Origin of the sequence: Paenibacillus lupini, assembly GCF_011761355.1 — a bacterium.
In the GTDB taxonomy this organism is placed as follows: Bacteria; Bacillota; Bacilli; order Paenibacillales; family Paenibacillaceae; genus Pristimantibacillus; species Pristimantibacillus lupini.
This window is the reverse complement of the sequence record NZ_JAASRW010000008.1, coordinates 72,761-92,946: the sequence shown is the minus strand read 5'-3', so window position 1 is coordinate 92,946 and position 20,186 is coordinate 72,761. Positions and strand designations below refer to the sequence as shown.

General features: G+C 46.3%; 14 protein-coding genes. All 14 read left to right on the top strand.

Going from position 1 to position 20,186, the window contains the following annotated elements; genetic code table 11:
• The first annotated feature begins 142 nt into the window (after window positions 1–142).
• Complete coding sequence (spoIIID, locus tag FHS17_RS23840; protein WP_042170162.1) at window positions 143–430, top strand: sporulation transcriptional regulator SpoIIID; 288 nt, start codon at window positions 143–145, stop codon at window positions 428–430.
• Window positions 431–568: 138 nt separating this feature from the next.
• On the top strand, window positions 569–1,570 hold the full coding sequence (gene mreB, locus FHS17_RS23835; RefSeq protein WP_167280969.1) for a rod shape-determining protein MreB: 1,002 nt from the start codon (window positions 569–571) through the stop codon (window positions 1,568–1,570).
• Between the two features lie 214 nt (window positions 1,571–1,784).
• Complete coding sequence (locus FHS17_RS23830; RefSeq protein WP_167280968.1) at window positions 1,785–2,651, top strand: flagellar hook-basal body protein; 867 nt, start codon at window positions 1,785–1,787, stop codon at window positions 2,649–2,651.
• 18 nt (window positions 2,652–2,669) lie between these two features.
• Window positions 2,670–3,497 carry a flagellar hook-basal body protein gene (locus FHS17_RS23825; RefSeq protein ID WP_167280967.1) on the top strand — a complete coding sequence of 276 codons (828 nt, stop codon included), beginning with the start codon at window positions 2,670–2,672 and terminating at the stop codon, window positions 3,495–3,497.
• 13 nt (window positions 3,498–3,510) lie between these two features.
• Window positions 3,511–3,807 carry a DNA-directed RNA polymerase subunit beta gene (locus FHS17_RS23820; protein ID WP_167280966.1) on the top strand — a complete coding sequence of 99 codons (297 nt, stop codon included), beginning with the start codon at window positions 3,511–3,513 and terminating at the stop codon, window positions 3,805–3,807.
• Between the two features lie 164 nt (window positions 3,808–3,971).
• The gene (locus FHS17_RS23815; protein ID WP_167280965.1) at window positions 3,972–4,511 is read left to right on the top strand and encodes a CDP-alcohol phosphatidyltransferase family protein; all 540 of its coding nucleotides are present in this window, start codon (window positions 3,972–3,974) and stop codon (window positions 4,509–4,511) included.
• A gap of 157 nt (window positions 4,512–4,668) precedes the next feature.
• Window positions 4,669–5,100: a 3-hydroxyacyl-ACP dehydratase FabZ gene (fabZ, locus tag FHS17_RS23810; RefSeq protein WP_167280964.1), complete on the top strand. Its 432-nt coding sequence runs from the start codon at window positions 4,669–4,671 to the stop codon at window positions 5,098–5,100.
• Between the two features lie 57 nt (window positions 5,101–5,157).
• Window positions 5,158–6,870, top strand: coding sequence for a phospho-sugar mutase (locus tag FHS17_RS23805; RefSeq protein WP_167280963.1), 1,713 nt, complete (start codon window positions 5,158–5,160; stop codon window positions 6,868–6,870).
• A gap of 41 nt (window positions 6,871–6,911) precedes the next feature.
• On the top strand, window positions 6,912–9,014 hold the full coding sequence (locus FHS17_RS23800; protein ID WP_167280962.1) for a DUF5693 family protein: 2,103 nt from the start codon (window positions 6,912–6,914) through the stop codon (window positions 9,012–9,014).
• A complete protein-coding gene (gene csaB / locus FHS17_RS23795; RefSeq protein ID WP_167280961.1) occupies window positions 8,978–10,135 on the top strand; it encodes a polysaccharide pyruvyl transferase CsaB in 1,158 nt (385 codons plus the stop codon). Before FHS17_RS23800 ends, csaB begins: the two co-directional genes overlap by 37 nt.
• A 58-nt stretch (window positions 10,136–10,193) precedes the next feature.
• Window positions 10,194–10,904, top strand: a complete 711-nt coding sequence (locus FHS17_RS23790) for a WecB/TagA/CpsF family glycosyltransferase (protein ID WP_167281186.1) — start codon at window positions 10,194–10,196, stop codon at window positions 10,902–10,904.
• 105 nt (window positions 10,905–11,009) lie between these two features.
• A complete protein-coding gene (locus tag FHS17_RS23785; protein ID WP_167280960.1) occupies window positions 11,010–12,146 on the top strand; it encodes a glycosyltransferase family 4 protein in 1,137 nt (378 codons plus the stop codon).
• A gap of 588 nt (window positions 12,147–12,734) precedes the next feature.
• Window positions 12,735–16,889 carry an S-layer homology domain-containing protein gene (locus tag FHS17_RS23780; RefSeq protein WP_167280959.1) on the top strand — a complete coding sequence of 1,385 codons (4,155 nt, stop codon included), beginning with the start codon at window positions 12,735–12,737 and terminating at the stop codon, window positions 16,887–16,889.
• A gap of 584 nt (window positions 16,890–17,473) precedes the next feature.
• Window positions 17,474–20,014, top strand: coding sequence for an S-layer homology domain-containing protein (locus FHS17_RS23775; RefSeq protein WP_167280958.1), 2,541 nt, complete (start codon window positions 17,474–17,476; stop codon window positions 20,012–20,014).
• Window positions 20,015–20,186: the final 172 nt, after the last annotated feature.

Genomic DNA, 20,186 nt, shown 5'->3' with positions numbered 1-20,186 from the left:
AGGCAGGGGGTAAAACCCCTGCCTGTTTCAGTTTTTTATGAAATTTTTAGGCCAAACACGTAAGTGAGGCTTGACCATAAAGAATATATACCCAGCCCCCTCATATACTGTACCAAACTATCTCGAGTAGGGAGGCGGGAACGTGCATGATTACATCAAAGAACGAACCATTAAAATAGGTCGCTGCATCGTGGAGACAAAGCATACGGTGCGTACGATCGCTAAAGAGTTCGGCGTTTCCAAGAGTACGGTTCACAAGGATTTGACCGAACGATTGCCGGAAATTAACCCCGACCTGGCGGACCAGGTGAAGCACATTCTCGAGTACCACAAATCGATCAGACACCTGAGGGGAGGAGAAGCAACCAAGATCAAATATAAGAAGACGAGTACGAAGAAGCGCGAGGTACTCGCAGCAGGCAAATCATAAACATTTTTCGAGGGTTTCTGCACATAATCAAGAGGAATTTTGTGGTTTTTGGCGAATAATGTACATCAGTATGTCCTATGTCATGGGAACTATTTGTGGACGGGATGATTATATTATTCGTTGGAGGACTAAAGCCGTATGTTAAGCAAGGATATCGGTATCGATCTGGGTACAGCCAATGTATCCATTCATGTAAAAGGCAAGGGCGTTGTTCTTGACGAGCCTTCAGTAGTAGCAATTGAAAGCGATTCGAAACGAGTACTCGCTGTAGGCGAAGAAGCGCATCGTATGGTCGGGCGTACGCCTGGCAATATCATAGCTATCCGTCCGCTTCGCGATGGTGTTATTGCTGATTTCGAGATTACGGAAATTATGCTTAAAGCTTTTATTGACCGTGTTGAGGGCCGCAAATGGTTCAGTCGTCCACGCATTCTGATCTGTGCTCCTACTAATATTACGTCGGTAGAGCAGAAGGCGATTCGTGAGGCGGCTGAACGGAGCGGTGCGAAGGAAGTGTTTCTGGAAGATGAACCGAAGGCTGCCGCTATTGGGGCTGGAATGGATATATTCCAGCCTAGCGGTAACATGGTTGTGGATATCGGCGGGGGTACGACAGACGTTGCAGTGCTGTCCATGGGCGATGTCGTGACCTCTTCTTCGATTAAAGTCGCGGGGGACAAGTTCGACGCGGCTATTATGAAATATATCAAAGATAAGTACCGCCTCTTGATTGGCGAGCGGACAAGCGAAGAGATTAAGATCAAGATCGGTACCGTGTATGCGGAAGGACGGCATGAAGAGATTGATATTCGCGGCCGTGATATGGTGTCGGGCCTGCCGCTTACGCTTACAATCCGTTCCGAAGAAGTGCGAGAAGCGCTTTGGGATCAGGTGATGTCCATTGTTGCAGCTGCTAAGATGGTGCTCGAGCGCACACCGCCTGAATTATCATCTGATATTATCGACCGGGGCGTTATTCTGACTGGCGGAGGCGCATTGCTTGATGGACTGGATGCTCTTCTTGCGGACGAGCTGAAAGTACCTGTTCTTATTGCAGAAGATCCGATGCATTGCGTTGTTAAGGGAACAGGCATTTTGCTTGATAACTTGGACAAGCTCGGCAAAAAAAGCCGAGGTTAGCGATAAACCTACCTCTAACCGAGGCCCTTCATCTTCGAAAGGCTTCGATAGGGGTTTTCATGCGGGTAGGGCGCTGTGGGGAGCGCGCCGAGGCATAAATTGGGTCGAAGGTCGCAGGAGGTATCTATAACGGTGGTTGCTGACGTTGCCGATATTATAATAAGAAGAAATTAATGAAACGGCTTCGTAAGCGTACCAGCCGAGGAGGCGCCACATGTTAAGAGGTCTTTATACGGCTGCAGCAGGCATAACAGCACAGCAGCGCAGACATGATACGATAACGAATAATATTACCAATATTAATACACCGGGTTATAAACAGACTTATGCGGTCACTCGTTCATTTCCGGAAATGCTGTTGTCCCTGACTGGCGTAGATGAGAAGCAGCAGAAAGAGATCGGGAAGATCAGTACCGGCGTATTCGCCGAAGAAAGCCTTGCGATCCATCTGCAGGGCGATTTGATGCAGACAGGCAAATCATCGGACTTTGCTCTTGTATCGAATATTGAAGTGCCGGGGATGGCCTTTGATGCCTCCGGCAAATCCGTATCGCCAGATGGTGAAGTGACCTTCCAGCCGCAGGCGTTCTTCACTTTGCAGGATGCAGACGGTGAAGTCCGTTATACACGTGGTGGTTCATTCACATTGACCTCAGACGGTTTCCTGGTATCGGGAGATGGGTCAAATGTGCTTGGTACAGACGGCAATCCGATTCAATTCCCAGCAGGCGTGAGCCTAGATGGCTTAACGCTAACGGCCGATCAACGTTTTGTGGATGCAAACACGGGAGCAGATACAGGCAAACAGCTGATGCTTACTCGAATCGATAATCCAAATGAACTTGCCCGCGAAGGGGACGGCAAATTCCGCCTGATTGGCGACGAAGCTGATGCCCAGCAAGTTGCAGCAGGTGATCGTGTAGAGGTGCGTCAAGGTTATGTCGAGCGTTCGAATGTTGACGCCGCACAATCATCGGTAGATTTGATGGCCGCACTTCGCGCTTATGAAGCGAATCAGAAGGTTATTCAGTTCTACGATGAAAGCTTGGACAAAGCCGTTAACCAAGTAGGCCGTGTATAAAAGCAGGAGGCGCACACTATGAACAGCTCGATGATTAATGCCAGTGTATCGATGAACGCTCTTCAGCAAAAATTGGACATGCTGGCTGATAATATTGCGAATGTGAATACGGTAGGCTATAAACGTAAAGAAGCTACCTTCGAGGATTTGCTCAATAACACGAGAAGGCAGCCGGAAGAGTTTAATCAGCCGGGAAGACTGACATCACTTAACTTTAATCAGGGCTGGGGATCAAGACTGTCGATGATTCAGCCGAATTTGCAGCAAGGTACGATTAAGACAACGGATAAGGATACGGATCTTGCAATTGAAGGAGATGCCCTGTTCGAAGTCATGGTTAACGGTGACGGCGACCGTGCCTATACGCGCAGTGGTTCGCTGCAGTTGACGGTGGATGCAAACGGTGATACGATTTTGGCAACAGCTGAAGGCTATCCTGTTATGGCGAGCACCGCAGCGGGTGAAGGTCCGCTTGTATTGCCGAATGGTTACCAGCTTCGGGTTAATCCTGACGGTACCGCTCAAGGCGTAGCGAAAGACGGCAGCACCATTGAACTTGGCTCGATTAAGCTGGTTCAAGCAACCCGTCCTTCAGCGCTAACGCTTGTAGCGGATAACTTATATGAGATTGCCGATGGTATTAATGTAGCAGATGTTCTGCAGAACGTTACGCCAAGCGGCGACAATGGTATTGCGCTTCGTCAAGGCGCCTTGGAGCAGTCAAATGTAAACCTAGGCGATGAGATGACGGAGCTGATTAATGTGCAGCGTGCTTACCAGCTGGCAGCTAGAGCTTTAACGTCCAGTGATACAATGATGGGGTTAGCCAACAGCCTGCGCAAATAGATAGGGTGAGAGTATGTCGGATGAACGGGCGGTTCTATCGCGGAGCGCGCCGAAAAATCAGGAAAAACCGCTTGCGGAGGAAAAAGTTAAGACCAGCAGCAGCGACAATTCCGAAAAGCAGCAGCGTTCCAAGGGTGCGCGGATCACATTGTGGATCCTGCGCAAGAGTATTGTACCGGTCATTATGGTCATCATGCTCATCACCGGTTTATATGTCGGGTATGTTGTCGTAGGCAAGCAGCCGGGCAGTGAAGTGTTCCAGTGGTCGACCTGGCAGCACATGTACGATCTTGTATTTTCTGATACGTAGAATAAATAATGAAGGGCTGCCCTCCGAAGTCATCACGGTATAGTGACTATTGGGGCAGCCCTTTTGGCACGTAATGGGTGCTGTTTTCATTTTCATATGGTAGTTGTATAATGATTGGGAACCTTGTGTAGAAGAAATGGATAAAGGTAGAGGGGCGTGCGCGTTTGAATCTGCCGAATTTTTTAACCTCGCTGCGTTTTGCGATGATACCTGTCTACGTCGCGATTTTTGCGCAGGGACACATGATTTATGCTTTTCTGGTAGTCGTGGCAGCAGGCCTCACAGATATACTCGACGGGTATATTGCCCGGCGCACCGGGCAAGTGACGACGGTTGGGCAGATGCTTGATCCGCTTGCGGATAAGCTGATGTTCATTACCGTTATATTATCGCTTCTTCTGGCGGGCCATATCTCATGGGTCGCAGCGGCAGCGATCTTTTTGCGCGATTTGGGAATGATAGCCGGAGGCATGATTTTTCACTTTAAAGGAAAAAAGACCGTGCCGGCGAATTGGATGGGCAAGCTGACAACTGTGCTGTTTTACGTAGGTATCATGTTTGTGTTTCTTGAAGCACCGTTTGCTGCGAATTATTTGTGGGCTGTAATTGCCTTTTCGTTCCTGACAGCAATTGTGTACATCATTCTGTTCCAGGCGCTGAACAAGTCGGGCCCAGGGCAGAACAAGACGATCGGACCGGAATAGTAGGCACACAAAGAGGCTTGGCCTGCGGATTTATCGTAATCCGCAGTCAAGCCCCCTTATCTTAACCTTCACAACCTGCAGTTTGCTGAAGGATATTATCAGTTTCAGTAAAATTAAGCTTTTTTATACCTGTTAACATCGAAAGGAGAAAATAAACATGCTAGATATTAATCAAATTCAAGAAATTATCCCACATCGCCCGCCATTTCTGCTCGTTGACCGCATTACGGAGGTTGAGCCAGGTGTCCGCGCAGTGGGCATCAAAAACGTAACGATGAACGAACCCTATTTTGTAGGACATTTTCCAGGGTATCCGGTAATGCCGGGTGTGCTTATTGTTGAGGCGCTCGCGCAAGTAGGCTCCGTTGCTATGCTGATGGTTGAAGCTAACCGCGGCAAGCTTGGATTTTTTGCAGGGATTGATGGATTCCGTTTCCGCGGTCAAGTGAAGCCTGGCGACACGCTCACGCTTGAAGTGGAAATTACACGTCTGAAAGGGCCAATCGGCAAAGGGAAAGCGACAGCTACAGTGGATGGCCAAGTGGTTGCAGAAGGCGAGCTTATGTTTGCGTTGTCCGAGAGATCTTAATACAGCCTTAATTATCTAATGTAAGAATAGAGAAACAAATAAAAGGAGTGAAGCTACTTGAACCAAAATGAAAAGGCAATTGAACGTTACCAAGCATGGCTTAATGATCAACTGATTGATGAGGCTACGAAGGAAGAACTTCGCGGCATTGATGGACAAGAGAAAGAAATTACGGACCGCTTCTATCGCGATCTTGAATTTGGGACTGGCGGTCTCCGCGGTGTTATGGGCGCAGGTACAAACCGTCTTAACGCGTATACAGTTGGTAAAGCAACACAAGGGCTCGCGAACTGGCTGCTCACTCGTACAGAAGGCCAGCCATCGGCTGTTATTGCTCATGACTCGCGTAATAATTCCCCTGAGTTTGCTCTTGATTCCGCACTTGTCCTTGCGGCTAATGGCGTGAAGACTTACTTGTTCTCGTCGCTTAGACCAACACCACAGCTGTCCTATGCGGTACGTTCGCTTGGCTGCGCTACAGGTATCGTTATTACAGCAAGTCATAACCCGCCAGAGTACAACGGCTATAAGGCTTATGGCTCGGATGGCTGTCAGCTGATTCCCGAGGATGCTGAGCAGGTAATTGCTTCGATTGGCGAAGTGACTGGTTTTGATCAAATTAAGAGAATGAGCCGTGAAGATGCAGAAGCGAAAGGCCTTCTTGTATGGCTTGAGGCCGAAGCAGACGAGAAGTACACAGATACGGTAGTTGCACAAAGCTTGAATAAAGAACTGCTGCAAGGTGGTCTTGGAGAAAAGTTTAAAGTTGTTTTTACACCGCTGCATGGCTCCGGTAATTTGCCGGTTCGTGAAGTGCTGCGCAAAGCAGGCTTCAGCAATGTTCATATTGTTGCCGAGCAGGAGGCGCCTGACGGCTATTTCAGCACGGTCAAATCGCCGAACCCGGAAGAACGTGAAGCTTTCACTCTGGCCATTAAGCTTGCGCAAGAGATTGATGCTGACATTATTATGGGTACAGACCCTGATGCAGACCGAATGGGTGCGGTTGTGAAAAACAACAATGGCGAATATGTCGTACTGACAGGCAACCAATCGGGTGCCCTGATGATCGAATATGTGCTTAGTCAATTGAAAGAGCGCGGCCAGCTGCCGGCTAACGGAATCGTGATCAAGACGATCGTTACCAGCGAGATGGGTGCCGATATCGCTCGTTCTTACGGTGTAGCCGTTGAGAATACATTGACGGGCTTCAAATATATTGGTGAGAAAATGACGTCTTACGAGCAAACAGGCGAGCATACCTTCCTGTTTGGCTATGAAGAGAGCTACGGTTACTTGACTGGTGATTACGCACGTGACAAAGATGCGGTAGTCGCATCGTTATTGATTTGTGAAGCAGCGGCATACTATAGCAGTCAAGGAAAAACGTTGTATGATGTACTGCTTGAACTGTATGCGAAGCATGGCTTCTATTTGGAAGGGCTTGAGTCCCGGACGCTGAAAGGCCTTGACGGCGTACAGCAGATTGCTGGCATTATGAACGACTGGCGCGATAACCCGCCTGTACAAATCAACGGCGTGAAGGTAGAGCGTGTTCTTGACTACCTTGGCGGCCTTGATGGTCTTCGTCCTGAAAATGTACTGAAATATATGCTCGCTGATGGATCGTGGTTCTGTCTTCGCCCATCAGGCACAGAACCTAAGATAAAAGTGTATTTTGCCGTTCGTGGACAATCAACAGAAGATGCCGCTGATGCCCTGAACAAACTGCGTGGAGCAGTGATGGAGCGGGTTGATAGCAAGGCATAATTAGAGAGTAAACTCGCAAAAGAGTTGAACGGAGGATTATTGTGCTTCAACGTTGGCAGCAATGGAACCGTAAAGCGAAGCTCTTAGTGTGGATTATTGCCATTATTGGCGTAATTGCCGCACTGCCGCTTGGTATGAATCGAATGGATATGGAAGCATCGTCCAAGTCGGTAGAGTATATTTTTGACTATCGCGATTTGGTTGATATTTCGGAATATCAAGCCCGTCCGGCGCAGTTTATTGACGAGCAACTGGACAAAATGAAAGACGTTGGCATTACGACGATGTCGCTGTATGAGAGCTCGCTCAAAGAGCTCTCCGCGTCGGGTCGTCTGAAATATTACAATTCGAAGGATGTAGCTCTGCTTCAAAGCAAGCTGGAGCCTGTGGGTCAGAACTTTACCTACATTCTCTTCAGCGGTACGCAAGAGGAAGAGCAGATCGGACCAATTGTACGTCAGGCATTGGATCATGCAGGGGTGGTATACCGCCCATGGACATTCGATGGCCGCAATGGCCTGGTAGTTGAAATGCCTCTGCAGGAAGTACTGCTGCAGCCGATGGATTTTGATCCGATGACGCTGCAAGCCTTGCATGACAAAGGATTTCATATTTTAGCGCGCTTCTCTGACCGTGTACTGCCTTATGATGAGGCTGCGGTAGATGCGCAGCTTGCCCGCCTGAAGGAGGTTGGCGTGACCCGCGTATTGTTCGATGGTGGACAAGTGAAGGGGTACAAGGATCAATTTGAGCTCAGAAGCTTAAATTCATTCGCAGAGCTCCTGAACAAATACGGTATGGGCATGGCAACCATTGAGAATTTGAAAAAACCTCAGCTTGGCATAAATAAATTAGCATTTATTACAAACTATAATATCGTACGTCTCTATTCTTTGTCGGCTGATGATGCGATTGCAAAATCGCCTGAGGTGCTGACTGACCGCTTCCTGCTTGCAGCGAAGGACCGCAATATCCGGATGTTCTTCCTGAATGCGAGCGTGCAGACAAGCCAGGAGAAATCGGCTGTTGTCAGCGGACTCGATAACTTGTACCTGACGATGAAGGGGAAAGACGGCGCTGTGCAAAGACTGACCGATGCCGGCTTTGCGCCAAATTTGGCACAGCCATTTGATGTGAAGCATCCTTCTTACGCGAAGCCGCTGAAGATGGTTGTAGCTGCAGGAGCGGTTTCTTTGATCGCTTTGCTTATCAATGTATTTATTCCAGGTACGCTGATCCTGCTGTTTATCCTTGGACTGATCGGCGGCGCGGGGCTGTTCCAGCTGAATGGTGCTCTTGCCGAGCAGGCGCTTGCGCTTGGGGCTGCAATTAGTGCTCCTACACTTGCCCTTGTTTGGGTGATGAACCGCGTGTACTCTCGAACGGATGGCAACCGCCGGACGGTTGGCGGATCCGACTGGAATGGACGAGCTGCAACTCCAGATGAAGGCAAATGGGTATTCGAAGGCATGACTGTTGGACGCCGCTTTGGACTTGCAATCACGTGGTTTATTGTTACAGCGCTTATCTCGCTGATGGCCGTACCTTTTGTATTTGGTCTGCTTAACAATATTACGTACAGCATGGTGCTGCAGCAATTCCGTGGTGTCAGCATGCTGCATTTGGCGCCAATTGGCCTGACCGCTATTTATGTCTTACTGTACACAGGCAGTTCGCCGATTCGCCGTCTGCGTAAAGTGGCTGGTATGCCGATTACGGTGTTTATGGTTGTGGCGTTTGTGGTTATCGCGGTTGTAGGCATGTATTATCTGTCGCGTACTGGCAATGAAGGATCCGCTTCTTCCTTGGAGCTGACGTTCCGTAATTGGCTGGAGCAAACGTTTGGCGTTCGTCCGCGGAGCAAGGAATTTATGCTTTCGCATCCACTGTTATTACTTGGATTATTTCTCGCGCTTCGATATCGTGCAGCGTGGGTACTCATTATAGTTGGGTCAATTGGGCAGCTGTCGATGGTCGATACATTCGCCCACATTCATACGCCGCTCTACATCTCGATTATCCGCGTATTCCTTGGTCTTGGCCTTGGCGCGATTATCGGCATCATCTTGATTGGTGTGTGGCTGGTATTGGAAGGGGTATGGCGTAAATGGTCACCGGGACTGATAAAAAAACTCGCCGAATAGTGATCTCCGGTTATTACGGATTTCGCAACAGCGGCGATGAAGCGGTGCTTCGTTCGATCTTGCTGGCATTAGCCGAGCAAGGCGAGGCTGCTGGTGTTACTATTCAGCCGGTTGTATTGTCGGCTGACCCGGCTTGGACAAGCCAGATGTACGGCGTAGAAGCAGTCCGGAGGATGCACCCGAAGGATCTGTGGAACGCGCTCCGTACAAGCGATGGACTGATCAGCGGCGGCGGGAGCCTGCTGCAGGATGCAACAAGCGCGAAGACGATCCCGTATTACACGGGAGTCATCAAGCTTGCTCAGCTGCTTGGCAAGCCGACGTTTATTTATTCGCAAGGGATCGGGCCGGTAACCCGGCGCTGGATGGATCCGCTCATCCGCGGTGTAATGCGGAAGAGCGCGTATGTGTCGGTGCGGGACGCCGAATCCGCTGAGCTTCTTAAGCGGATTGGGGTACCGCACAGCCGGATCGAGGTAGTACCCGATCCGGTGATGGGGCTGCCGCTGCCGGCTGGCTCGGCAGCAGTGGAGCGGGCGGAAGCCGCCGTCGCTGCGGCGGCAGTGCCCGTGGTAGGCGTGTCCTTGCGGCATTGGCGCAAGGACGGGGCCGATCTTGGCCGCGCGGCAGACGCGCTGGCCGAGCTTGCCAGCCGCCGCCCCGTGCGGCTGCGGTTCCTTCCGTTCCATATGCCAGACGATGCGGAAACATCGAAGCTGGTGATGGAACGGCTCGCAGGCAGGCTGTCCGGCGGAAGCACGGCCGAGCTGGCTGCCCCAGGCGATGACCCCCAGCAAATGCTGCTGGAGGTAAGCCGCTGTGATGCGCTGTTCGGCATGCGCCTGCACGCGCTGATCTATGCGGCGAACCAAATGGTCCCAATGCTTGGCTTATCGTACGATCCGAAGATCGATCAATTTCTTCACCGGCTTGGGCTCGATGCAATTGGCACAACCGAGGAGCTTGATCCGGTTGCATTCGCGGACAGCGCGGAAGTATTGCTTGATAATCCAGAGGCTTGGAAAGAGAAGCATCGTGAAGCGATCGAACGATTAAGACAACAATCGCAGCAGCCAGCGCAACAAATTGCGCAGTTATTGCGTCAAATCATATCGAGGTGATTTTCACTTGTCGAAACAAGTTCCAACGGTGCCGATTTACGGAATTCCATTCTCCAAGATGAGCATGGACGAAACGGTCAGCTACCTAACAGAAGCAATTGAGCATAAGCGCCAGACGCATGTCATTACGGCTAATCCAATTATGATAATGTCGGCGGTAGAGAGCCAAGATTATTACAAGATGATGAGAAAAGCCGAGCTTATCGTACCGGACGGTGCGGGAGTCGTATGGGCGGCCAATTTCGTTGGTACGCCAGTGACAGAACGCGTAACGGGCTTTGACCTGTTGCATCGTCTTATGCAAGAGGGCGAAAAACGGAAATGGACAGCTTATTTGCTGGGTACGTCGCAGGAAGTGATTGAAGCGGCGGCAGAGAAATTACAGCTGCAATATCCGCAGGTTCGCATCGTAGGCTACCGCGATGGATATTTTGGCGCTGATCAAGACGCTGAAGTAATCGAAGAAATTCGGCAAGCAGCACCTGATTTACTGTTCGTGGCAAGAGGCGCGGAAACACAGGAGCCTTGGATTGCCAAATATAAGAAGCAGCTCGGCGTACCCTTTATTATGGGAGTTGGAGGAAGCTTCGATATTGTGGCAGGCAAGCTCAAGAGAGCGCCAATGTTGTTCCAGAAGCTGCGTTTGGAGTGGTTTTACCGGTTATTACAGGAGCCGAAACGGCTGCCAAGAATGTTGGTTTTGCCGAAATTCGTCGTGAAAGTGGTTCGTGATAAAGAAAACGTCAAGAAACCACGCTCTACTACGTAATAACCTCCCAAAACCGTTGAAAATACGTGAAAACGGGATTTGGAGTTTCTTCTACTGTCGGAGTATAATTCACTTCGGTAGATAGAAAAAGGGGAGCTGCACAATATGCCAGCAGGCTTACTTTACACATTAGGATTTATCATATCTCTAATAATAGCTTTAGTTATGACACCGCTTGTTAAAAAATTCGCTTTCAAGGTCGGAGCGATTGATAAACCGAACCATCGCAAAGTGCATACACGGATTATGCCGCGGATGGGCGGTCTCGGAATTTATCTTGCTTTTGCAATTGGATTCCTGATCCTCATGCCATTCATTCCGGATGGATTGCTGAACCATGAGGGAACCAACCTGATCCGTGCTGTACTGGTTGGCGGTACGATTATTATTCTGATCGGCGCTTTCGATGACCGCTTTGAGCTGTCGGCAAAAGTGAAGCTGGTTGCTCAGATCGCAGCAGCTTGCGTTGTCGTATTCGGCTTTGGCGTGAAGATCGATCTTCTGAACGTACCGTTCGGAGCAACGATGCAGCCGATTGAAGCTTGGGTATCCATACCGCTTACGATTTTCTGGATCGTGGGCGTTACGAATGCGATTAACCTGATCGATGGACTAGACGGACTGGCGGGCGGTGTATCCGCTATCGCGATTGGTACCATTCTTGTGATGGCGATCATCATGGGCAATGTACCGATTATCCTGCTCAGCGTTCTGCTGCTTGGTGGTATTGTTGGATTCTTGTACTTCAACTTCCATCCAGCCAAAATCTTTATGGGTGATTCAGGCTCCTTGTTCCTAGGCTTCTGCCTAGCGATGCTCTCGATGACGAGCTTTAAGCAGATTACGATCGTATCGTTCGTAACACCGCTACTTATCATTGGTGTACCACTGTCCGATACATTCTTCGCAATTATCCGCCGTTTGGTGAACAAGCGTCCGATCTTTGCACCGGACAAAGGACATCTGCATCATTGCTTGCAAGAGCTTGGCTTCAGCCACCGTCGTACGGTTCTGATTATCTGGGGAGTGGCAGCAGTGTTCGGCGGCTTTGCAATCCTGCAATCCACGGTCGTTCAATCAACCGCTGCAAACTGGATTACGTTCATCGTCATCTGCCTGGTGATCTTCAGCCTGCAGATCGGTGCGGAACTCATCGGTATCGTAGACAAGTCGCGCCGCCCGGTTATTAACTTATTAAACCGTGTGCTTCGCTCGAAAGTCGACGCGAGAAGCTCGAAATAATAAATCTTATAATAGCTCATATAAAAAGGTTGTTCCGAAAGGCAGAAAGTTTGCTTTTGGGACAACCTTTTTTTTGTTTGATTTCTTAGTAATCGTCCCAATGGATTGTCCTCGGGCTAGATTGGATTTCATCGAGCAATATCGTCGTCTTCGGCATTACTGACCTACCTACGTTGGATTCGATCCAATAAAATGAGCGCTAAAGCTCCTAGTAATCATATTTCAGTAAAATAACGCTGGATGAAATCCAGCCTAGACAATTCGAAGTTGCTGTAAATGACGAATTAGTGGAGTAAATCCAATGTAAGGAGGGAGCTCAATAGCTCCTATCATTAAAATTTCTTTATAATTCCAATATGCCGAATAACCTAACATTTTAGGCTTTTCGAACCGATAACTACACTACAGAACTATTCTCATGTCAGGCTATGAATATCCATCATATCCTTGGATCCGAGAACAGCAAGGGAGGAAGCAATAGCGACTCATATTAATCGACCTCTAATTGCAATGTCACCCAGTTGGACTAGTCGATTGTTACTCACTTCATTCATGCAAATTGCCATAACATAAAGGAGGATCATCGTTTTGAAAAAGCTTATATCACTCGTGCTATCACTGGCGCTTCTAATTACGCTGCTGCCACCGTTTAGTACACCTCACAAGGCTTCTGCAGCAGGTAATTACTTCTTGTTTAATAATGAGAAGTACGAACTAAAAAATGCTCGTATTACAACCGACCAGCGTGTAACACTCAATGGTACAATTAATAATGTTGTAGGGAACTCAATCAGTTATAGTGTCTATAATGTGAATAGCAATGGAACCGAGCTCCCGGGAAATAAGATTGAGAATCAAACAGCGAATATTTCACTAAGTGGGAATAACATTTCAGTGAACAATGTAGAGCTTTATCCAGGCATTAATAAAATCACTTTTAAAGGCATCTATGGATCTTCGACGGTATCAGAATCAATCTATATTGAATACCGCAATAGTCCAATGCTTTATGATTTGGTAGCATCTATCCGAGGAACTAGTTACAGTATTTTAGAAGATCAGACTACGGTTTTACAATCCAATTTGTCTGACGGCAAAACCAATGAAGACATCTCCATTAGTGGTAAAGCACCTAATGCAACGAAAGTAACTGTTGTTTTGAATGGTAAAAGCTTTGAGTATAGGGTTTCTGATGCAGGCGATTATAGTTTCGTTGCATCGCCGCTCAATATCAAGGCTGGTAAAAATATTGTAACTATTCAAGTAGCGAACAACACTCAAGTGGTTGAGACAACTAGAGAGATCGCTTTTTATAATGGTTCTGTTACATTCTATGACTTGAGCTTAAGTGATCAGGTATCATCAGTTGATTTGGAAAAAGGCTCCGACCTATCAGCTAAACAAGGTAATAAGCTATCGCTTTCGGGTAAAGCCATTATTCCAATTAAAAGCACAAGTACAGCAGGAGTTTATACGCCAGACGTGACTAGTAAAAATGACTTGGCATCACGTTTTAAACTACTTCCGCAATGGAAAGCAGAAGTTCCGTTTACTCAAGATAATATTACAGTACTCCCAGATATCAATACAGTTACTCCATCTACTAAGTTTGTTACAGTAGGGTTTGAGGTTGATTTAGGAGTAGTTGCACCAATCACCACAACGGATCTTCAGTATGAGACGAGATATAGCTTTAAGCTGCAAGGGTATAACGTTGTAGATGAACAGTCCCAGCAATCCAGTACTGTATCTTTTACGCTTCATGATAATACGTTGCCATTTATCTATGATGTGAATTATCTGAATGGTTACACTGCAGCAATGAGTAATTCCTCATCGCAGCTAGAAGTTTTGGATGGAACGGATATTGAGAATGCAGATATTTATTCTTTGCCATTAGGTGTCGAAGTGTTGATTGGCAACTATACATCGATTGTTGGTGGTTATAAGAATATTATGAAGCTGGCGAATAGTTCTGGTAAGACGCTAAATGATAGCACTGATTCTAATGCTGTATCTGCACCTGATATTTCTTATAAGCAACTCGATCCTACTCAAATCGTTTATCGTACTGTTAATGGTGTTTCTCAGCCATTCTTGCGAGTATTTATGGAGATATCCAAGCTGCCTACAGCAGGAACGCAAAAGTTGTATTTTAAGCTGCAAAGCAACACAACTGGGATGAAAGAAGCAAGTATTCGTCTCTTATATGGACCAAATGTGAAGTATGATGGTTTGTTTGACGGGATGTCAATCAAGTATGATACAACGATGCAACCGGATGCGGGGAGGGAGTTCTTGTTTGGCGCATTGTCCGAAATAAAGGGACAGTTCGTTAATGTTGCTAATGAGGATGAACTTGTATATCAGAAAGATGGGAATAAGAGAACGCAGACGGTATTCTTCTACTTGAATAATGTAGAAATTCCTTTACAGCCTGATCCTGATCCGCAGTATGATACAGCGACTCGATTCATTATCGATCAGACTAAGAGTAATTCTAGTTCTACTTCACCTACAGCGAGAGATATTGCGTATGGCGTATTGAATAAGACGGGTGAAAATACAATTAAAATTGTATTTAAAACGGCTAAGAATAATTATGAGAACACAATAAAGTTCAATATTATTCCGGAGAACTTGCCTACAATTCCAGCGCCAGATACAGACGGAGTATATCCATATACTGCAAACCTGGATTCGCCAAGGGCTAATGATCCGAATTTCACGAATGTATCCAGCATCTATTCAACCAAAGAAGTCCTAATGGATGTATACGGAACGTTTGATTTTATAGATCTTGGCCAGGATCCTGCTACTTTGGAGGATAGGCTTGATGACATCAATGGCAACGGCACGGAAAACATGCTCAAAAATTATATATTGCAGATTGATTCACCAAACTTTAAAGAATCAATCAAGTGGGATTTAACAAAAGAATTCACGCCAACTCGTAATGGCCAACGTTACGCTGCCATAAACCCAGGGCAATCAGTTGATGGGAATTTCAAAGTATATTACGATCTGGAAAAACAATATTTTTATTTCATTATGGATAACCAAGCTATTCCGGAAGATGGAAGTTCTCAGGTATATGTGATGACGGTATTTAACAGCGGTGAGGCCGGTCCTCGCGCTACTTTCCGTCTTGAGGTTAATCCAATCGCGATTCCTTACACAGTACTTGCTCCAGTAACAGAAGAACGAAATTTGAATCAGAATTATGTGGATGTCATTATTACTTCCCCAGGCGCTGATTCAATGACAATCAATAAGATTCTAGCTAAGAAGGTAACTTATCTGGATTATAGCCTGAATCCCGTTACTCCAGTTCCTATGGAAGCTTACAAAGTGCGAGTGACAGGCTTGAAGGCAAACAAGGTAACTGATATCCCTATTGTAATTACAAGAGGCAAAGATAAATTAACTGATGAGTTGAGTGTCAACTACGAACCGGCTAACATTCCGGGAGCGCAATATACTGAGACGATGGCAAGCTCACACAAGGTGTTTGATGGTACGCTATCACTTACTTTCCCGAAAAGTACGAAGCTGGTACGTCCGACTTATAACTCGACTACAAATAATGCAAGTCAGATTTATAGCGGTAACCAGCTGTTGTTTGGTATCGCAAATCCAGTAGATGGTGTGCTGAATCGTTATGAGTTTAGAACGCAACCTGCAAATTACTGGACAGAAAATAGAACAGGGAAGTTGTATTTAGATGACTTCTTTACCAATCGTTTTATTAAAGTAAGTTCGCTCTTCTGGATTGATGGCGGTCAGGCCGATGATGATGTCACGAAGGCATATGATCCAATAACAACAGGCCTTGATCCGTACCAATATGCTATTGTTCAAGGTGATTCAAATCAGCAATTCTTCAAACGTTACAATAATGGCAGGGAGGTTATTCCTTCACAAGCCGGGGCGTTAACATTATCTTATGATCCAAGTATCTCGCAAGGAGCCGGTACTGTAGTAACAGTGTTCCGCTACGATCCTTACTCGAATATCTGGGAGAACATGGGCGGTACGGTTGATGAAAAGAAACATACGATTAAAGTTCCGTTTGTGAAGTTTGGTTACTATGTAGTTGGCAAGTTGACATATGGTTATAACGATATTAATGATCACTCTTATGCCCGTGAAGCAATGGAGGCTATTTTTGCTAAAGGCGTCATGAATGCAGTAGATCCTACAGGTATTTTTGGTGCTGACCAATATGTAAATCGTGGCGAATTCGCTCGAATGATTGTTAAGGCTCTGAATATTCCTCTTAATTATGAAGGAGAGCTTCATTTCGCGGATGTTAATAGAGAAACCATTATTAATACTAATGCACTTTATGACTACCGATACATCGAGACAGCTGCAAGGGCAGGCATTGTCCGAGGTACTCAGCCAAGGAGCTTCCAACCTAATTCAAGTTTGACACGTCAGGACGCTACAGTTATTCTGGCTAAGGCACTCAATTTAAAACTAGAGACGAGTTCTACCAAGGCAAAAGCAGCTCTAGATAAAGCTTTCAAAGACTCAGGAAACGCAGACTTCTATGCAATTCCATCTATTCTGGCGATTCAGAAAAAGGGCTTTATCCAAGGCTCCATGATCAATCCTAACGATAAGAAAGCTGGATATGTGTTTGAGCCTAGAGCGAGACTGCTAAGAAGCGATGCAGCGATCATTATGGCTAAAGTAATGGCAAGCAACAAGACATTACCGGCAATATACGCGAATTAAGGGGTAGAGCAGCTCGGCTCTTGGCCGAACTGCTCTATTTTTCTTTCTATTAATATCCAAAGTAAGTTTATCCATGGAAAATCTTTAGCATCGACGAGATTAATAGGCCAAGCTATACTGATAACATACTCCTAGAGAAGGGTAGTAATACATAAACAACCGAATCGAAAAAAAAAATTAGATCTTTTTCTGGTCTGAGCGCAACTTTTTGAACTGCTGTGCGTTTAATTACATGACATTGCAAACAGCGAGGCATGTAGTACCTTGGGACTACTATTCTTTCCCGAAGTGGAATGAATTCTCAACTTCCTCTTTACGCTAGGGATAGCCCATTGTATAATGTTAAAGTGGTAGGTCTTCTCTAGTAATATATTTATATGGTTTTTTCGTAGGTTTACGAGTTTCTGCGACATGTTCTTACATAGGGTTGAAGCATGGAAGCAGACATCATTTATATTAAATTATTATTTTAATGCTCTTAACTCGGGGAAGGGGGTGAATCGGCTATGAGAAAAACGAGCAATTCATTATCTACACAAAACTCTCAACAACCGAAGGTATTTAGAGGAGGAGAAAAAAAGGTTATGAAAAAAAGTTTACTTTCGCTAGCACTTGCTGGCTCGATGCTTTCCGCTTTGGCAGTTCCTGCGTTTGCAGCTACACCATCTGATGTAGTGGGCAAACCTGTACAATCCGCAGTTGAGCAACTCACTGCACTGGGTATCGTTAATGGTTATGCAGATGGTACTTATAAACCGGACAACACGATTACTCGTGCTGAACTGGCAAAAATCGTTATCGTTGCTACTGGCAACGAAAGCTCTGCAAACTTGATGGCTAACACAGCTCCTGCATTCAAAGACGTTAAAAAAGGCGCTTGGTACACAGGTTACATCAATGCAGCTGCTGCTAAAGGCTTCATCCAAGGTTACAACGGTAAATTCCGTCCTAATGACACTATCAAGTTTGAAGAAGTTGTAGCGATCCTGGTTCGTGCTCTTGGTTACCAAGACAAATACCTGTCCGGCTCGTGGCCTTACAACGTGTTGCTTCAAGCTGACGAAGTTGGTCTCTTCGACGGTGTTGATGCAGCTAACGGTACCAACGCTACTCGTGGTGTAGTTGCTGAACTGACATCTAACACATTGGATAAACAACTGGTATCTTACAATGCTGACGGCGACCTGGGTTACCTGTTGGTTGACACTGATGGCGACGGCAAAGGCGACGCTGCTAAACTGTTCATCAGCAAACTCGGCGCGTTTGAACCAGCTAATGTATTGACTGCTGGCGCACTGAACTCCAGTGGCCAAATTAACCTTGGTGGTAAAAGCGTTGCAACTGCTAAAGATTTCTTCGTTACTGGCGGCAAAAAACTGTCTGAGCTGTTGGGCCATACAGTTAGCGTCCTGAAAAACAAAAATGGCGAAGTAATCGCAGTAACTGACGTTCAAGATGCTGGGAAAATCGTTAGTGCTTCTACTGATGTAGACACAATTTCGCTTGGAAATGCTTCTGCAACTCCTGCGATTCCTGCTGATCTTACATTTAAAGTGAACAACGGAGCTACTTCTTACACAGCTACTGCTGGTGTGAAAATCTTTGTAAACTCTGTTGAGCAAGCTTTGCCTTATACATTTACTAATGACCAAGATGCTCAGCTGCTGTTGAATAGCAAAGGCGATGTTCAAGCTATTCTCGTAAGCAACTGGAAATCTGACAATGTATTCAAAGAGGTAGTATCTTACTCCACATACAGCAGAATCATCGGTAAAGATGGCTACTCTGTTAAAGTTGATGCTAACACTGCAATCACTTTGGACGGCAAAGCAGCTAAACTGGCTGATCTGAAAGAAAACGACGTCGTTAACTATGTTGTTAACGGTGACACGGCTCTGCAAGTAGTTGCGACTCGTAACGTTGTAACTGGCAAATTGCAAGGTGTAGGTAATGACGGTAAAGGTAACGCAACTTACACAGTTAACGGCACAACTTACGCACAAGCTGGTACTCAAGTTTCAGCTCTGACTGCATCCAACATTGGTACTGAGTATGCGTTCAACCTGAACAAAGATGGCAAAGTAGTATTCTATTCCACTACTGCAGCTGTTGCAGCTTCTAACTTTGCTGTAATCCTTGATGTAGACAACACAACTAAGTACTCCATCATCGACAACGGCATGGTTTCCGATAAAGTCTACAACAAAGTAGTTTACTACTCGTTGAAAGACAACACTAAAGTAACTGCATTCACTAAAGATGGTGACTATGCTAAAAATACTTTGGTACCGCTGAAAACTGACAGCAACGGTCGTCTGACTCTCGTTAGCGCAGCTGACAAAGTGGTTGACCCTACTTTGACAGTTGACACTGTTACTGGCCTGACTGGTGCAGCTGTAACTGCAGTTGATGCTTCTAAAGTAACTGCTGGCACAACTTACCGTCTGGATAGCAGCACTGTATACCTGAAACTGGGAGTTAACACTACTACTCCAGCTGACTCGACAGTAACTGCAGGTACTGCTGCTGACGTAACTAAAGGTGCTTCGATTGCTGTTCGCTCTAGCGACACTGGCGTTGCTCAATACGTAATCGTTCTGGGTAGTGGCTCTGTAGACCAATTGGCTCAAGCTCAAGGTCTGTTCATCAGCAAGTCCATGACTGCTACAACTACTAACGCTGCTGATAATGTATACACTATTAAACTGAATGTTAATGGTGAAACAAAATCGTTCAACGTAGATTCTACTACTTATGGTGCAACTTACGCTGACAACGATCTGGTTACTTTGACTGACGCTGCTACAGGCGCAGGCGCTGGCGACGGTAAATACGATGCTAAAGCAATCGTGAATGCTAAAGCTACTGGCGTAACTGTAACTGATATTAGCGGTAAGAAATTCACAGTTGCTGGCGTTACAAATCCGTTTGTAGCTACAGCTGCTACTCAAATCTTCATTAAGAAGACTGACGGAACTGTTGAAGTTTCGAACTTCACAGACGTACTGGTTGCTGCTGATAACTATGGCACAGCTTCCGGTAAATACGAAGTTACTGTAGTAGGTAGCGGTACTTCTTACAACGGAAACGACGAAGCTGGCGTGATCCTGATCACTGCTCACTAATCGTTTCTACTGAACAAACTAGAAAGCTGAGAGCTTGCTCTCAGCTTTCTTTTTATTTTCTATGAAATCGTTCATACATAGTTCATATAAACACGTTATAGTTACCTATATAGGCGGATTCTGGGTGAAGAGGGCGAAACATTTTTGAAAAGTGCCGAAACTTATAGGATTC

Excerpts from the sequence above, each read along its gene's own strand:
- FHS17_RS23820 (WP_167280966.1), top strand. The coding sequence starts at position 3,511 with ATGTCGGATGAACGGGCGGTTCTATCGCGGAGCGCGCCGAAAAATCAG.
- FHS17_RS23790 (WP_167281186.1), top strand. The coding sequence starts at position 10,194 with ATGAGCATGGACGAAACGGTCAGCTACCTAACAGAAGCAATTGAGCAT.
- csaB (WP_167280961.1), top strand. The coding sequence starts at position 8,978 with ATGGTCACCGGGACTGATAAAAAAACTCGCCGAATAGTGATCTCCGGT.
- fabZ (WP_167280964.1), top strand. The coding sequence starts at position 4,669 with ATGCTAGATATTAATCAAATTCAAGAAATTATCCCACATCGCCCGCCA.
- FHS17_RS23830 (WP_167280968.1), top strand. The coding sequence starts at position 1,785 with ATGTTAAGAGGTCTTTATACGGCTGCAGCAGGCATAACAGCACAGCAG.
- FHS17_RS23825 (WP_167280967.1), top strand. The coding sequence starts at position 2,670 with ATGAACAGCTCGATGATTAATGCCAGTGTATCGATGAACGCTCTTCAG.
- FHS17_RS23775 (WP_167280958.1), top strand. The coding sequence starts at position 17,474 with ATGAAAAAAAGTTTACTTTCGCTAGCACTTGCTGGCTCGATGCTTTCC.
- mreB (WP_167280969.1), top strand. The coding sequence starts at position 569 with ATGTTAAGCAAGGATATCGGTATCGATCTGGGTACAGCCAATGTATCC.
- FHS17_RS23785 (WP_167280960.1), top strand. The coding sequence starts at position 11,010 with ATGCCAGCAGGCTTACTTTACACATTAGGATTTATCATATCTCTAATA.